At 49.0% G+C, this 16,229-nt stretch carries 15 protein-coding genes and 1 tRNA gene; 3 read left to right on the forward strand and 13 right to left on the reverse strand.

Annotated elements, in window-relative coordinates; translation table 11 throughout:
* Positions 1-3: 3 nt before the first annotated feature.
* Complete coding sequence (locus HMPREF2711_RS03020) at positions 4-885, reverse strand: c-type cytochrome (RefSeq protein WP_070615445.1); 882 nt, start codon at positions 883-885, stop codon at positions 4-6.
* Between the two features lie 285 nt (positions 886-1,170).
* Between HMPREF2711_RS03020 and HMPREF2711_RS03030 the strand changes: the two genes are divergently transcribed.
* Positions 1,171-1,246: transfer RNA gene (locus tag HMPREF2711_RS03030), tRNA-Arg, on the forward strand.
* Positions 1,247-1,337: 91 nt separating this feature from the next.
* Here the strand turns inward: HMPREF2711_RS03030 and HMPREF2711_RS03035 are convergent.
* Both HMPREF2711_RS03035 and HMPREF2711_RS03040 read right to left on the reverse strand, forming a co-directional pair.
* Positions 1,338-2,531 (reverse strand): amino acid aminotransferase, encoded by a 1,194-nt coding sequence (locus HMPREF2711_RS03035; protein WP_003747563.1) that lies wholly within the window; start codon positions 2,529-2,531, stop codon positions 1,338-1,340.
* 110 nt (positions 2,532-2,641) lie between these two features.
* Positions 2,642-3,415 carry a FadR/GntR family transcriptional regulator gene (locus HMPREF2711_RS03040; RefSeq protein ID WP_003747565.1) on the reverse strand — a complete coding sequence of 258 codons (774 nt, stop codon included), beginning with the start codon at positions 3,413-3,415 and terminating at the stop codon, positions 2,642-2,644.
* A 339-nt stretch (positions 3,416-3,754) separates the two neighbouring features.
* On the opposite strand from HMPREF2711_RS03040, the gene HMPREF2711_RS03045 reads away from it, so the two are divergent.
* Complete coding sequence (locus HMPREF2711_RS03045; protein WP_003747567.1) at positions 3,755-5,731, forward strand: TonB-dependent copper receptor; 1,977 nt, start codon at positions 3,755-3,757, stop codon at positions 5,729-5,731.
* A 127-nt stretch (positions 5,732-5,858) separates the two neighbouring features.
* Here the strand turns inward: HMPREF2711_RS03045 and HMPREF2711_RS03050 are convergent, their stop codons facing one another.
* From HMPREF2711_RS03050 to HMPREF2711_RS03065, 4 genes are all read right to left on the reverse strand, one after another.
* Positions 5,859-7,196, reverse strand: coding sequence for a sodium-dependent transporter (locus HMPREF2711_RS03050; protein WP_003747569.1), 1,338 nt, complete (start codon positions 7,194-7,196; stop codon positions 5,859-5,861).
* 266 nt (positions 7,197-7,462) lie between these two features.
* On the reverse strand, positions 7,463-8,368 hold the full coding sequence (locus HMPREF2711_RS03055; RefSeq protein ID WP_141745645.1) for a metal ABC transporter solute-binding protein, Zn/Mn family: 906 nt from the start codon (positions 8,366-8,368) through the stop codon (positions 7,463-7,465).
* 79 nt (positions 8,369-8,447) lie between these two features.
* Entirely contained in the window at positions 8,448-9,323 is an 876-nt protein-coding gene (locus tag HMPREF2711_RS03060; RefSeq protein WP_003747573.1) for a metal ABC transporter permease, read from the reverse strand.
* A gap of 76 nt (positions 9,324-9,399) precedes the next feature.
* Positions 9,400-10,125, reverse strand: a complete 726-nt coding sequence (locus tag HMPREF2711_RS03065) for a metal ABC transporter ATP-binding protein (protein WP_172884834.1) — start codon at positions 10,123-10,125, stop codon at positions 9,400-9,402.
* A 269-nt stretch (positions 10,126-10,394) separates the two neighbouring features.
* On the opposite strand from HMPREF2711_RS03065, the gene HMPREF2711_RS03070 reads away from it, so the two are divergent.
* Positions 10,395-10,691, forward strand: a complete 297-nt coding sequence (locus tag HMPREF2711_RS03070; protein WP_003747577.1) for a DUF2288 domain-containing protein — start codon at positions 10,395-10,397, stop codon at positions 10,689-10,691.
* A 66-nt stretch (positions 10,692-10,757) separates the two neighbouring features.
* Here the strand turns inward: HMPREF2711_RS03070 and apaG are convergent, their stop codons facing one another.
* The 6 genes from apaG to hpnD all read right to left on the reverse strand — a co-directional run bounded on the left by apaG (position 10,758) and on the right by hpnD (position 15,811).
* Entirely contained in the window at positions 10,758-11,126 is a 369-nt protein-coding gene (gene apaG / locus HMPREF2711_RS03075; RefSeq protein ID WP_003682575.1) for a Co2+/Mg2+ efflux protein ApaG, read from the reverse strand.
* 92 nt (positions 11,127-11,218) lie between these two features.
* Positions 11,219-11,707, reverse strand: coding sequence for a phosphatidylglycerophosphatase A family protein (locus HMPREF2711_RS03080; RefSeq protein ID WP_003747579.1), 489 nt, complete (start codon positions 11,705-11,707; stop codon positions 11,219-11,221).
* Positions 11,700-12,656, reverse strand: coding sequence for a thiamine-phosphate kinase (gene thiL / locus HMPREF2711_RS03085; protein ID WP_003747582.1), 957 nt, complete (start codon positions 12,654-12,656; stop codon positions 11,700-11,702). The genes HMPREF2711_RS03080 and thiL overlap by 8 nt, the downstream gene beginning before the upstream one ends.
* Before the next feature lie 187 nt (positions 12,657-12,843).
* Complete coding sequence (locus HMPREF2711_RS03090; protein WP_003747583.1) at positions 12,844-13,563, reverse strand: SDR family oxidoreductase; 720 nt, start codon at positions 13,561-13,563, stop codon at positions 12,844-12,846.
* A 95-nt stretch (positions 13,564-13,658) separates the two neighbouring features.
* On the reverse strand, positions 13,659-14,966 hold the full coding sequence (gene hpnE, locus HMPREF2711_RS03095; protein WP_003747585.1) for a hydroxysqualene dehydroxylase HpnE: 1,308 nt from the start codon (positions 14,964-14,966) through the stop codon (positions 13,659-13,661).
* On the reverse strand, positions 14,963-15,811 hold the full coding sequence (gene hpnD, locus HMPREF2711_RS03100; RefSeq protein ID WP_003747587.1) for a presqualene diphosphate synthase HpnD: 849 nt from the start codon (positions 15,809-15,811) through the stop codon (positions 14,963-14,965). Before hpnD ends, hpnE begins: the two co-directional genes overlap by 4 nt.
* Positions 15,812-16,229 lie beyond the last annotated feature (418 nt).

Consider the following 16,229-nt stretch of genomic DNA (forward strand, 5'->3'; position numbering starts at 1 on the left):
ATCTTAGAATTTAGCACCAGACTGATTAGCCATGTAATCAACTGCAGCTTTCACTTCATCATCGCTCAGGCTACCGTTACCGCCTTTGGCAGGCATTGCGTTAAAGCCTTCGAGTGCGTGTTTGTGCAGGGTGTCTTTACCTTGTTTGATACGAGGAGCCCAGTCTTCTTTTTTACCTACATGAGGAACACCTGGAACTGCACCGCCATGACATGCTTGGCAGTTGGCTTCGTAAACTTTTTTACCGTCTGCACCGCCGGCTGCCGGAGCCGCTGCACCTTTGTCATCTGCTTTGGCCGCATCTGCTTTAGGGGCTTCTGCAGGAGCTGCACCTTCAGCCGCCGGAGCTGAAGCGGCTTCGCCGGAAGCGGCTTCGCCGGAAGCGGCTGCATCGGCAGGAGCTGCGGCATCCGGATCAGGGAAGGTACCGCCGCTCTTGTTCGCCATGTAAGTGATGACGCGTTTGAGTTCTTGGTCGGTCAAATCGGCTGCGCCGCCTTTTGCAGGCATGGCGTTAAAGCCGTTCAGAGCGTGTTGGAAAAGGGTATCGAAGCCTTGTGCGATACGGGGAGCCCATTCGCCGTTATTTTCGATTTTCGGCGCGTTGGGGACGGATTTGTCTGCGCCGTGACACTGGATACAGATTTTGTTGAAAATCTGATCGCCTTTGCGTTCGCCTACCGGAATGCCGTCTCCCAAGGTAAGCTGTCCTACGGGTTGGATGCGGGTTTGGGTAGCAGTTTCGGAAGATTGGGCAACGTCTGCATACGAGCCGCTGCCCGCCAATTTGATGAGGAAGTAAATGACTGCAATGGCAATAACGATACCGCTCACAAGGGTAAACAATGCAGAGCCTTGGGCTTTGGAGTCGCGGAGTTGTTTCATTTGGTAGGCCTCGCCGTTAGGTTAGGTTGTGCTGTAAGTTATAGTTTATGTGTTAAACGCAGTTAACAATATTTTGCTGGATTATACTGAATTCGCAAAGGCTTTCCAATCCATCTTGAGAAAAAGATACGCAAAAATCCTCAAAAAGGCCGTCTGATTCTTGTAAACCTTTGTAGTTATTTGAATATTCCACCCATGCAAAAGCGTGACCGCCAATGCCACTTTCTGACACTTTCAAGATAAACTTTGCCAACGGCGCCAATATGCGTTAACCTTACGGCTCTCGCACCCATAGCTCAGTTGGAAGAGTGTCAGTTTCCGAAGCTGGAGGTCACAGGTTCGATCCCTGTTGGGTGCGCCAATTATAAAGAGGCCGTCTGAAAGATGAAAATTTTTCAGACGGCCTTTTGATTTACTTCAAATAAAACTACATTCAATTTCAGATTAAACGGCTATTGCAACACTTTGGCAAATGCTTCGGCCACATAATCGATATTCGATGCATTCAACCCTGCCACACACATCCTGCCCGAATCCAGCAGATAAACGGCAAACTCGTCACGCAGGCAGTATACCTGCTCTACGGTCAGGCCTGTATAGCTGAACATGCCGCGCTGTTTGATAAAATAGCGGAAATCGCGATTGGGGATTTTGGCCGTCAAAACATCATAAAGTTTCTGACGCATGGCACGGATGCGGTCGCGCATGGCGTAAACCTCGTTTTCCCACAAAGCGCGCAAATCATCGCTGTTCATCACATCGGAAGCGATATATGCGCCATGCGCGGCAGGGCTGGAATAAATGCGGCGGACGGTAAATTTCAACTGTCCGAACACCAGCTCTGCTTCTTCCTTATTGGGACACACTGCGCTCAAACCGCCGACGCGCTCGCCGTACAGTGACAGGTTTTTCGAAAAAGAATTGCTGACAAACAAAGGCAGGCCCATTTCAACGGCTTTACGGATTGCATAGGCATCGCTGTCCAAATCCTCGCCGAAACCTTGATAGGCAATATCCATAAACGGAATCAGCTTGTGCGTTTTGATAATATCCAACACTTCATCCCATTGCGCTTGCGACATATCGACGCCGGTTGGGTTTTGACAGCATGGGTGCAAAATCAAGACGCTGTTTTCCGGCAAGGTTTTGAAAAACGCAGTCATTTCTTCAAATTTTACGCCGACGGTTTCAGGGTTGTAATAAGGATACGTCCCCACTTCAAAACCGGCGCCTTCAAAAATACCTTTATGGTTGTCCCAAGTCGGGTCGCTGACATAGGCTTTCGCTTCAGGGAACCAACGGTGCAAAAAGTCGGCACCGACTTTCAACGCCCCTGAGCCGCCCAAAGTCTGTATGGTTGCAACGCGCCCTTCTGCCAGCGCCTGATTATCCTGCCCAAACAGCAAACGCTGAACAGCACTTCGATAAGTGTCCAAACCTTCCATCGGCAGATAAGGCGATGGGCGCGGTACGGCCGCACGCTCTGCTTCTGCCCGGCGGACAGATTCTAAAACCGGCATTTTGCCTTCGTCATCAAAATAAATGCCGATGCTCAAATTGACTTTTTCAGGACGCTCGTCGCGTTTAAAGGTTTCAACCAAACTCAAAATCGGGTCACCCGGATAATACTCGACATGACGGTACATGGTGCTTCCTTTGTTTTTAGACAGAATGGGGAAGATTGTGGCACTAAAAGACCTTATTTGCAAAATCAGGCCGTCTGAAAAAATTCAGACGGCCTGATTATTTTTAAAGGCTACCAATCTACCCGTTTCAAATCGTTTTGCGCCAATACATCCGCATGCTCGCTGCGGCTTTGATATTCCCTGTCCTGCAAAATGCGGCGGGCGACATAATTCAAATGCAGCTTGGCCGCTTCCGCCGCCTCGGCCGGTTTGGCCTGGGCAATGGCTTCAAAAATAGTGCGGTGCTGGGCAATCAGCGTCGGGCGCGGGTCTTCGGTTTGATGGATATAGATAATGCCACTGCGTGTTTGCTGATAAAGCATTTTGAGTAGGCTGCTGGAAAGGTGGCTGAACAGGATATTGTGTGCGGCATCGGCAATGGTTTGATGAAAGCTGACATCCGCCTCTGCTTGATGCTCCAAATTTCCGCTTTCGCAGGCCGCTTCAAATTTCTGCCGCCAAAAATCAATGCGTTTCAAGTCGGCATCAGTCCGTCTTTCAGCGGCCAGCGCCGCCATACAGCCTTCAACGTGACAGCTGAAATCGAATACGTCTGTTTCCCAATTGGTATGTTTGCCGAGCAAATCCTGCCAGCTTTGCAAAAAATCCTGCTGCGGCTTGACGGAAACATAATAGCCATCGCCTTGCCGCGCTTCCAAAACCTGCTTGGCAATTAAAATATTCAACGCCACCCTGACCGACGGACGCGACACGCCGAATTCTTCCGCAAGCGTACGTTCGGGAGGCAATTTACTGCCTTCTTCATAAATGCCGGTCGCGATACGTTCTTCCAAAACGGCTAAAACCTGATCGCTGATTTTTTGCGGACGAACCAATTTCGTCATGTTGTATTCCTGATGATTGAAGGACAGTTTTATTCAGACGGCCATAAATTGGATTGACCAATTGTCCGCCCATTCTAATCAATCCCCTATTTTTTCGTCAAGAAATGCCATTCTCCCCATCGCAAGCAGTTTAATTCAAACACATTCATTTTTATTGACTAACCTCACCAATGCCTTCAAATCAATATTTTGGTATGACCAATCTTAATAAACAACCTATACGCCCAAAACCTAAAAATATTGATTTAGATTAAAATCCCACTGCTTCTATTTTACTAGACTTTATGTATAATACTTAGGTATTAGTTAACATAATTCCTAATAATAGAGAGAAACAATATGAAATACCCACCATTACTTATCTTACCCATTGCCTTAGCCGTATCCCAAGCATGGGCAGAGACTAACCCTACACCTGAAGAAACAGTTACCCTTTCCCCTGTCACCGTCACCGGCACACAACAACAAAAAGCCAATCGCGTTACTTTCAACCCCAAAGCTGCTTTGCAACCCCTCCCTGCCGGAGACGGGGCAGACCTTTTACAATCCGTGCCCAACATGAGCATCATCCGCAAAGGCGGCAGCTCGGGCGATCCGCTGTTCCGTGGTTTGGGCGGCTCGCGCCTCTCCGTCAATGCCGACGACCAGTTTATTTATGGTGGTTGCGGTATGCGCATGGACCCGCCGACTGCCTATATCCACCCCAATTCGTTTGATAAAGTCGTCGTCACCAAAGGCCCGCAAACCGTTACCCAAGGCATGGGCTTGGTCAGCGGCTCGGTGCAATTTATCCGCAAAGACCCTGATTTCACTGAAAAACCTTACAACATCAACGCCACCCTGACAGCAGGCAGCAACGACCGCCGCGACGGCTCGTTGGAAGCCGAGTTCGGCGGCAAATACGGCTACGTCCGTACCAATATTTCCCATAACGAAGCCGACGATTACAAAGACGGCGACGGCAACCGCATTCACTCCAACTTCAAACGCGACAGCCAAATGGTGCAACTGGGCATCACCCCGACCGAAAACACCACCATTGCCGGCACATACGAGCGCAGCAGGGCCAAGGTTGCCTACGCCGACCGCATGATGGACGGCAGCAAATTCGACCGTGATGCGTGGAATATCCGTTTTACCCAACGCAACCTTACCCCATGGTTCAGCGAGTTGGAACTGCGCTACGGTAAAAGCGAAATCGACCACGTGATGGACACATACAGCCTGCGTACCATCTACAATCCTGCCGGCAAGCAGATTAAAAATGCCAACAACCCTAAACGCAATACCGATACAGGCCGTCTGAAAGCCACTTTCGACTGGGACAAGCTCAACCTGCAAACCGGTTTGGATTATTTGGATGACGTCCACGTCGCGCGTCATGAGCGTGGTGGCGACGGTTACAGCCACAAGCCTTACATGCCCAACCAAAGTTTCAAACAATGGGGTATCTTCACCGAAGCCTCTTGGCAGCAAACCGACAATCAACGCTGGGTAGCAGGTTTGCGCCATGATCAAGTCAAAGCGCATTACGATACCGCGCGCGTAACCGACCCCGTTTTGAAACATCAAAAATTCAATTTGAACTCAGGCTTCCTGCGTTGGGAAAGAAATACGGACAACGGCCTGAAATACTATGCCGGCTTCGGTATTGCCGAACGTGCGCCTGACTACTGGGAACGCCTGCGCTCTGAAAACAAAGCCATCCGCGCAGAGCAAAACCGCCAAATCGATGCTGGTGTAATCTGGAAACGTCCTAACCTCCACGCATCCGTATCCGTATTCGGCAGCGACATCAAAGACTTCATCATGATGGAACGCCAAGGCATGAATTTCAACGTGCGCAACATCAACGCTTCACGCTTTGGCGGCGAAGCCGAAGTCAAATGGACATTTGCGCCTAACTGGGAAGTCGGCACCAGCCTCGCCTACACCCACGGCAAAAACCGTACCGACGGCAAACCTTTGGCACAAACGCCGCCGCTCGAGTGGAACAACACCCTTGCCTTTGACAACGGTAAATTCAGCGCAGGCGCATTGTGGCGCATCGTGGCCAAGCAAAACCGTTACAGCAAAGGCCAAGGCAATATCGTCGGCCAAGACATCGGCGCCTCTTCAGGCTTCGGCGTACTCTCGCTCAATGCCGGTTGGAAATTCAGCAAATACGCCACATTGCAAGGCGGCGTGGACAACGTGTTCAACAAAACCTATGCCGAATTCGTCAGCCGCGGCGGCGACCCTTCTGCCGGTACCCAAACCATGCGTGTGAACGAACCCGGCCGCACTGCATGGCTGAGACTGCAAGCGAAGTTCTAACCCAGCATCGCGCATCTATAAAAAGGCCGTCTGAACATTTTTCAGACGGCCTTAATATTTTTCATGATGTTTTAAACAAACAGCCCGAAGTTGCATTGCTTCGCCGGACTGTTTGCTCACTATCGGTTTAAATCAAACCCAAAGAGTTGATGAACACCACAACAATCGCAATCGGCGCAAGATAGCGAAGCGCACCCAGCCACAGGTAAAGCAACTGTTTCGGCACGGTACTGCCCATGCCCGCATCACGCAGGACGGACTGTTTGTCCTGAACCCATGACGTAAACACGGCAACGCTCAATGCGCCAATCGGCATGATGACGGCGGAAATGATGAAATCCCACAAGTCAAAAATGGTTTTGCCGAAAATTTTAAACTCGCTCCATACGCCGAAAGACAGCGCCGAAGGAATACCGACTATGAAAATCGCAATACCGATTATCCAAGTGTGGCTGCTGCGCTTTTTCTCGTCTTGGCGGATGGTTGCCGCAATCACGGTTTCCAGCATAGAGAACGCGGAAGTCAGCGTTGCAAAAACAACCAACAGCATGAATACGGCGAATAAATAAGTCCCCATCGGCATTTTCATGAAAACTGCAGGCAACACGACAAAAATCAGGCCGGGGCCTTGGCCGGGTTCAAAACCGAAAGCAAATACCGCAGGGAAAATCACCAAACCGGCCAGCAATGATACAAACAGGTTCATCCACATAATCGTATGGCCGGAGCGGAACATATCCTGATCCTTACCCAAATACGAAGCATAGGTAATCATCGCAGACACGCCGATACTCAAGGCAAAAAATGCCTGACCCAAAGCAGTCAGCATCGTGCCCGGTTTCAAATACGACCAATCCGGTTTCAACAAGAATGCCACGCCCTCCATTGCGCCGGGCAAGGTCAGCGAACGAACGGCCAGTGCGATAAAGAGGATAAACAAACCCGGCATCAACACGCGGTTTGCCTTTTCAATGCCGTCTGAAATGCCGCCTTTAACCACCCAAATGGTAATCAGCATGAACAAGCCTTGGTAAAACAGCGAACCAAACGGTGAAGAAATCGTGTTGCCGAACAAGGCTTCAAAGTCTGCGCCGGCATGAATTTCACCGGTAAAGCTGTGCACGACGTAGTTCAATACCCAGCCGCCGACCACGCTGTAAAACGACAGCAAAATAAAACACGCGGCCACGCCCATGCGGCCGACCCACGGCCACTGCGAACCCGGGCGCAATACTTTAAAGGAATCAATGGCGTTTTTACCGCCTGTACGGCCGATGTAAAACTCGGCCAGTTGAACCGGCAAAGCCACCAAAATGGTGAAAATCAAAAACAAAAGAAAGAATACGGCGCCGCCGTTGGTACCGGCTGTATAAGGGAATTTCCAAATTGCACCCAAACCGATGGCCGAGCCTGCCGCAGCAAGCACAAAGCCGATTTTGGATGACCAAGACGAATGATTGCTCATGATGTAAGATTAAGAAACGTGAAGATGCCGAATTGTAACAGGGTGAAGTCAAGCCGTGAGTGGCCGGCAGACCGCCGATAAGCAATTCGCACGGATGGTGCGTACTTATCAAGCAAATTGGCATGAATTTTTGATAATTAAGTTTTTAATAGCACAAAACTAATTTTTATATTTTAAATTTGACGATTTGTTTCAAAAATAAGCATATAAAAAGCCGTCTGAAACCTTATTTCCAAGTTTCAGACGGCATTTATCTTTAAACCGCTTTATTTTTTCATGGCATCGGTCAAAACTTTGACATTGTAGCGGTACATGCCGATGTAGCTGTTGGCCGGTGCGCCACCCAGTGCATCGGAATACAAACGTCCGCTGACGTTGACGCCGGTTTCTTTGGCGATACGGTCAATCATGCGCGTGTCTTTGATGTTTTCAGTAAAGACGGCTTTAATGCCCTCGCGTTTGATTTGACGAATGATGGAAGCCACTTGTTTGGCAGACGGCTCGGCTTCGCTGCTCACGCCTTGAGGGGCGATAAATTCAATATTGTAGCGTTTGCCCATGTAAGAGAAGGCATCGTGTCCGGTCAAGACTTTACGCTTAGCGGCAGGTACGGCATTAAAGGCAGCCTGCACATCGCTGTGCAGTTTTTTCAGCTGCATTTGGTAGTTGCCCAAACGTTGCTGATAGTAGGTTTTGCCTTCAGGGTCGGCTTGAATCAAAGCATTGGCAACGTTTTGCGCATAAGTACCCATCAGGACGGGGTCGGTCCAAACGTGCGGGTCAAACTCGCCATGATCGTGATGATGGCCTTCGTGATCGTGGTCATGATGATGACCGCCCTCTTCTGCTTTCAAGGCCTGAATGCCTTTGGTCGCTTCGACGAAAGGCACTTTGCTCTGTTTGACTGCGCGTTGCACATCGGCGGCTTCCAAGCCCAAGCCGTTGAGCAATACCAATTTTGCGCTGCGGATTTTTTTGATGTCGCCGCTGGTCATGTGGTAGGCATGGCTGTCTTGGTTGGCGCCCACCAAGCTTTGAACGGCCACGCGGTCGCCGCCAATCTGTTTGGCCACGTCGCCCAAAATGCTGAAGCTGGTGACAACAGGCAACGGAGCGGCATAAGCGGCACCGGTCAATAATGCGGCAACGATGCCGAGTTTCCAATGTTTCATATTCTCTCCATTGATATAACGTAACATTAACATCATCATAAAACAGACCGCCTGATTATTCAAGCGGCCGTCTGAAAAATCATGCCGTACGGTGTTTCTTGCGGCGCAGCCATTTTGCCAAAATGCCGCCTTCCCAACCGAACACGACGGAAATCAGGTAAAGCGTGCCGCAGCATAAAATAATCGCCGGGCCGGACGGGATTTCGATATGGTAGGAAAACAACAGTCCTGCCAAGCCGCAAAGCAAAGCCAATGCTACAGACAAAATCATCAGCCAACCCATGCTTTTCGCCCACAGTCTGGCGGTAATCGCCGGCAACATCATCAAACCGACCGACATCAGCGTACCCAATGCCTGGAAACCGGCAACCAGATTCATCACGACCAGTACCAAAAACAGCACATGCCAAAAGCCGCCCTTACCACCGACAGCCTTGAGGAACAAAGGGTCTATGCTTTCCAACACCAGCGGGCGGAACATGACCGCCATCAGCAAAATAGTGACGCTCGCAGAAACGGCAATCAGCTGCAAAGCCGGAATATCCACCGCCAACACCGAGCCAAACAGCAAATGCAGCAAATCGACGCTGCTGCCGTTTTTGCTGACCAAAACCACGCCGATGGCGAGGCTGCTCAAATAAAATGCGGCAAAGTTCGCATCTTCTTTCAATGAAGTAAACCGGCTGACCAAACCGGCCAACAAAGCCATCAGCAAACCGGCCGCAAAACCGCCGACACTCATCGCAGGCAAACTCAAGCCGGCAAACATATAGCCAATGGCCGCACCGGGCAAAACCGCATGGCTCAGGGCATCGCCCACCAAACTCATGCGGCGCATCACCAAAAACACACCGACAGGCGCCGCGCTCAATGCTAGGCAGAAAATCGACGCCAGGGCATAGCGCATAAAGTCGAATTCGACGAACGGCGCGACGACCAAATCATATAAATCCATGTTTTATCGCTTTTTTATTAATCTCTGAAAGCCTGAGGCCGTCTGAAAAATACTCACTTTCAGACGGCCTTGTCCATTAAACCGCGCACCAATCGGCCGCTTCCTGCTTCTGCATCATTCGGTTGGCCTGTGCCAAAAATTCATCGGTCAACACATTTTCCGTCGCACCGGCAGCCACTTTTTCACGCGCCAAAAGCAGCGTGTTGGCAAAATATGCCCTGACCTGCTCGTAATCATGCAACACGGCAATCACTGCCTGACCGTCCTGATGGCACTGGCGCAAAACTTCCAACAGCGCATAAGTCGTCCGCGCATCCACTGCGTTAAACGGTTCGTCCAGCAGCAAAAATTTGGCATCCTGCACCAGCATCCGCGCAAACAACACGCGTTGAAACTGGCCATTGGACAAGTGCGCGATTTGGCGCGTGGCAAAATCCTGCATTTCCACGCGTTCCAAAGCCGCCATCACGCGCTTTTTCTGCGCTGCGTTCATACGTCCGAAAAAGCCGATTTCATACCACAGCCCCATCGCCGCCAGTTCAAACACCGTCATCGGCTGGCTGCGGTCAATGTCCGACTGCTGCGGCAGATAGGCAATGTCCTTGCGCGCCATATTTTCATAGCGCACGCTGCCCGTATCCGTCTTCTGCAAACCCATAATGGCTTTGAGCAGGGTCGATTTGCCCGCGCCGTTCGGCCCGAAAATCGTCCACATCTTGCCATCTTCAAACACCATATCGACATGGTGCACCACCGGCCTGCGCTGATAGCTGACCGTCAGATTTTCCACCACGATACTCATGGCGATACCGCCCAAAAATATACAGCCCACAACGCCGCCAATGCGACAAGCGCAATCAGCAGCCTTTGCAGCAATCCGGTCAACAATACAGAATTCATAAGCCTAAAACCGCCCTTGCCCGAATACGGACAACAGGCCGTCTGAAAGAAATTAAAACCCTAAAATGATACTGTATAACGTTAACCCTGTAAATTTCTTTCGTTTTCAGACGGCATCGGGCAAAAGGCCGAATATCGGTTACAATCCGTTTTTTATTTGATGATTGTCCTATGTCTATTCCACTCTTAAACGAAAAACTCAATACCGAAACCGCCCGCATTTCATGGGAAGAGCTGCAACCCCACTTCGCACGCGGTGCCGCCGTCTATGTTGCGCCCGATTTGGATTTGATTGCCGTCGCCCGCCATGTTGCCGAAGATGAAGCCGCGCCATTGAAACAATGGATGGAACAAGGCAAATTCGGTGCCGTCAGCGATGATATGGCGCGTACTTTTCTAGCGGATAATCAGGAAATGTGGGCGGTCGTTGTAGCGCCGTGGGTATTGGTACAGCCTTGCAAAGACTGATAAGGCCGTCTGAAAAAACAAAACCGGAACATTTCCCATGCTCCGGTTTTTCATTTTTCAGACGGCCTATTGCAACGTAAAGCCTGCTTTGAATTCAAGCTTCGGCACCCCGATAACGAAACGTTTGCCGATGCTGTCTTCGAACTCATACGCGCCTTCGATACTGCCCCAAGGCGTGCTGATTTGCGAACCGCTGTTGTACTCATAGGCTTCGCCCGGATACAAAACAGGCTGCTCCTCAATCAGGCCGGCATGACCGACCTGCTCTGTTTCACCGTGTCCGTCGGTGATTTCCCAAAAACGCTGACGCAAAGTAATGATTTCATCGCTGCGGTTGCAGATGGTAATCAGATAATTGAAGGCGTAGCGGTCGCGATAGACGTCGCTTTGGCCGGCCATATAACGCGGCTCCACGTTAATCTCGATTTCGTTCATAATTGTTCACCCGTATATTTATTTTATTTAAAACCGGATAATTCCGGCGTGCCCGCCCTATTTTTGCAAAGGGTCGAAACACTTAAAACACATCACGCAATCCAATGAAACAGCCCCAAGACCAATAAAGTCATCACAGCCGCAATCAAATCATCAAGCATAATGCCCAAACCTCCATGAATCCGCCGGTCAAACCATTTGATCGGCCATGGTTTTAACGCATCAAACAAGCGGAAAATAACAAAAGCCGCCAGCCACCAGCTCCATTTAAACGGAATCAGCGACAGCACCAGCAGCATCGCGACAATTTCATCCCAAACGATACCGCCGTAATCCTGAATGCCCAGTTCCCTCTCGGTATAACCGCAAATGCGGATACCCCAGAAAAACAGGGCGATACACAATAAAAGCAATATCCAGCCGTCTATGCCCAACAGGCACAATACAAAAGCCAAGGGTAATGCGGCCAGCGTTCCTGCCGTACCCGGCGCAACCGGCGATAAGCCGCTGCCAAAACCAAATCCTAAAAAACACAATGGTTTGTGCAACAGCCAAGAAAAAGTAGGTTTACGTTCAGCCAAAATGATCAAATCCTAAAGAAGTCAGTTCCAATACGCCGCCTTCGGCATCCAAAATATTCAGACGGCCTGAGTCAGTCATTTTACCAATTCGGGCGACCGGTACGCCACTTTGTTCCGCCGCCTGACAAACACGTTCCCTGTCTTCTGGAGCAGCAGTAAAAATCAGTTCGTAATCATCGCCGCCGGCCAATACTGCCGACAACCATTGCTCGCGCGACAAAACGTTTTTCAATTCAGGCAACGACGGCACACAATCGGCAAAGATTTCCGCCCCGACAGCAGAGGCTTTTAAAATATGCCCCACATCTTGAGCCAGGCCGTCTGAAACATCTTGCGCAGCATGGGCAAACGGCAGCAATGCCAGCCCCAATGAAACGCGCGGCTCCGGACGGAGCAATTTATCATCGCAAACCGCCATGATTTCAGACGGCAATTGATAATGCCCCAGATATTGGTTCAAAGCAGCGGCAGCCAAACCCAAGCAGCCCGATACCCAAATATCGTCGCCGACTTCGGCCCCATCACGCCTCAGGGCACGCCCTGTCGGAACTTCGCCGACTATCGTTACATTAAAGACCAAATCGCCTTTGGTGGTATCGCCACCAATCAACACTGTATCAAAACGCGCGGCCAAAGCAAAAAAGCTATCGCAAAAGCGTTTGAGCCAATCTTGATTCAATTCAGGCAACGCAGCACTGAGCAACACCCAACGCGGCTTGGCACCCATAGCGGCCATATCAGATAAATTTACTGCAAGCATTTTCCATGCCAAATCTTCGGGCAAAACATCTTCAAAAAAATGTCTACCCTTAACCAACATATCAGCGCTAAAACATAAATCAAATCCGCTACTTGGGCGAATAATAGCGGCATCGTCCCCTATGCCCAAAATCAGACCTTCCGATTTTTGTCGCTGCAAATATTGTCTGATAAAGTCAAATTCCGTCATATTTATCCAATATAACTATAACTTAGATTACTATATCTAATTTTGTGCCAGCCTGATGTTTGCCTACTAACACGTCAAACATCAAACTTCCATATTATTTAGATATAAAACTCAATAAGTTAAAGGCCGTCTAAAAATACAGATTTCAGACGGCCTCATGTTTTCAAACCACTCTGAGCAGGTAGATTTACAGATAGACGATTTCGCCTGTCCGCCCCCTGCTCTCTCGGCTTGCCCACCAAATAAATTGCGGCAGGACATCTTCGTAGTTTTTACGTTCGCTTTTCGATTCGCCCGGATGGGATTTGATGCGTTGCGGCGAATTGATGGCACCCGGCACCAAAACATTGGCACGCAGGTTGTCAAAACGTTCCCACTCGTCCGCAGCCACTTTACACAAATAATTAAGCGCGGCTTTAGAAGCTCCGAAACCGCCCCAATAGGCTTGCGGTTTTTCGCCGTGGCTTTCGCCGACAAAAATCACAGAAGCGTCTTCGGATTGCTTCAACAATGGGAACAGCGCACGGGTCAAACCCATAGGCGCAACGGTATTGATGCGGTATTGGTTGACCCATTCCGATACGGTTTGGAAATCCAACGGCGACAAAGCATAGAAATAGCTGGCGCAATGCACCACGCCATCCAATTTTCCGCCGGTAGCTTCATCAATGGTTTCCGCAAACTGTTTAAATTCTTTTTCCTCAGCGCTCATCAAATCAAAGCAGATGGCAAACGGCTCTGGGCTGCCCGCAGCCACAATGGCATCATATACTTTTTCCAAACGCTTTTGATGACGCGCCACCAAAATGACAGTCGCTCCGGCCGCCGCATAGGCTTTGGCAACCTGCTCGCCCAAGCCTTGGGATGCGCCGGTAACCAAGATGGTTTTGTCCGCTAATGTCGTCATGACTTTTCCTTGAACTTTATGGTTTTAGATATTGTATCGGCTTGGTAAGTTTTGTAAAGTCAAAAAGGCCGTCTGAACATTCAGACGGCCTCAGTTTATTCAAACCGCAAATCCAGCATAAGCTTTTCAGCCGCGGCAAAACCTGACTGAACCGCCGCTTCCAATGTTGCCGGATAGCGAGGATGGAGGTAGTCGCCGGCCGGATAAATACGGCGATGGTGCAGCCATGAGAAATCAGATTGTACAAAATCAACCGTTGCCGCCGTAGTCGCGCGTTTTTCCGTAATAATGCGTATAGCTTCGGGTTTATCCAAATCCGGACAAACCCGCTTAATGTCCGTATGAATTTTCTCGGCTAAATCTTTGTCCTTCCAAGCCTCGACATAATCGGAAACGCTGATAGCGACTGCGACTTCATTATCCGGCAAACCCAACACCCCCCGATGCAGCACCCACTGCGCCGTACCATCGGCAAACCCGGTTAAAGGCGCAGGCAGCTTGACTGCTTGGGCATAACGCAAATAAACCGTAGTAATCGCATGGTAATGCAACGATTGATAGGCCGTCTGAATATAGTCAGGTGTATCTTCAGGCAAAAGCGCGTCAACATGATATGGCGAAACAGCCAAAATCACCGCATCAAATACTTCGCCATTGATTTCAATTCGGCCATCGATATGATGGTTTAAATGTGTAATACGGGTTTCAAGATTTATTTTTGCACCATGTTTGTGTAGAAAATCTAAAGCCGGTTCGGCTACGATCCGCCCTAAATCCTGCTTAGGCAAAAGATAATCGCTGTTCGCCTTTTCAGACCACACGCCATCATTCAATACATTGCATAAAATGCGTAACGATGCCTGTTCTAACGGCGTATTTAAAGCACCCCATACCAAAGGTTGCCAAAACTGGCCAAGCAGGCTGCGGGGAACATTTCGTGTTCTCAACCACTTTGCAACGGTCAAATCAGTTTTATGATGGCCTGCCCAACGTTGCAATGCCGACATATCCGACAGCAATTTGATTTTCAATGAAAAGGAAAGATTTTTCGCACGCAGGATACCGACAAGCAAATGCCACGGTGCAGGCAGAGAGGCCGTCTGAAACTGCAATCCCTCATGGATGTACCATTGCAAAGGCTGGCGTAAAAAGGCTGATTCAGGTTGAACGCCAATATGTCGCATCAAAGTTTGGACACCATGATACGCGCCCAACAAGATATGCTGCCCATTATCCAAAAAGCTGAATCCATCATTTTTCCCGGCTAAGGCACGCGCCCTACCGCCAGCCTGCCTCCCGGCCTCAAACAAGGCAATATCAGCTCGTTGAATCAGGGAAACCGCCGCAGACAAACCTGCCCAACCGGCACCAATCACAGCAATTTTTGGACGCTGAGTATTCATGGTTTAAATCCAAACAGCCAAGTTTTCAAAGCAATCCGTTTTTTACGGGGAGAAGGAATCGCAATTTTGTAAGTCAAAACATTTTGCGCACCATCACGGTCGATTTCATTCAACAACGCATAATAAATGGCCGCCATAATCAGGCCGACTTTTTGCGATTTCTTATCCTCAGCCGGCAAAAGCAACATCGCTTCACGATAAGTTTCACGCGCCCTATTCACTTGAAATTGCATCAATTTTGCAAAATTATCTGTCGGTTTGCACTGCATGATTACATTGGCAGGTACATCAAACTTCTGCATTTCCTCTATCGGCAGATAAATTCTTCCCTGCCGCGCATCTTCGCCCACATCGCGAATAATGTTCGTCAACTGCAAAGCCAAGCCCATTTTGTCCGCATATTCCAAAGTTTTCGGATTGGAAAAACCTAAAATCCGTGCAATAAGACGCCCCACAACTCCGGCAACACGGTGGCAATACAGCTTTAATTCATCAAAACTACCATAACGAGCCTGCTCCAAATCCATCTGCATCCCATCAATCAAAGCTTCAAATTCATTCTTCGGCAAATCAAAACTTGCCCGAATATCTTTTAAAGCTTGATGAACAGGATGCTCAGGCATCTCATTATTAAACACTTTCTCCAAATCACTGCGCCACCAATTCAAGGTAATCTGAGCTACATTCAGATCGGTACAGCCATCAACCACATCATCCAGTTCGCGACAAAAAGCATATAAAACAGTGATCGCATTTCGTTTTTCTACTGATAAAAAACGAAAACCGGATAAAAAACTGGAATGGCTTTCCGCAGCCTTTTGACGACAATAATCTAAAGCAAGCACTGTGTATCCTAAAAATATTGTTATAAATAATTAGCAGGGATTTTATCCGTATTTAAAAAAGTACGCCAATATCAAAACCCATCTTACGACAAGGCCGTCTGAAAGCTGATTTCAGCATCTTTCAGACGGCCTAAGACTCTTACGATAATATAAAGTTACTAAAATTTTCTGATTTTCCAACTTTTGTTCAAGATGAGGAAGATTTTAGTCAATTGAAAATTTATGGCGCATTTTTATGCATTAAATGTCGTTAAAAGACTATTTTTATAAAGGTCTCAACCTGAAACCTATTTTGTAGATTCTATTTCATTTCCCCTACTCATTGTCCTTTCCCAACAACCGTTTTTTAATGCAATATCGTCAAATCCCCCTTGCCTCTTACCTTATTACCCAACGGAAGCCCCCACTGGTTCAAGCT

It is taken from the genome of Neisseria sp. HMSC070A01 (assembly GCF_001810165.1).
Taxonomy (GTDB): domain Bacteria; phylum Pseudomonadota; class Gammaproteobacteria; order Burkholderiales; family Neisseriaceae; genus Neisseria.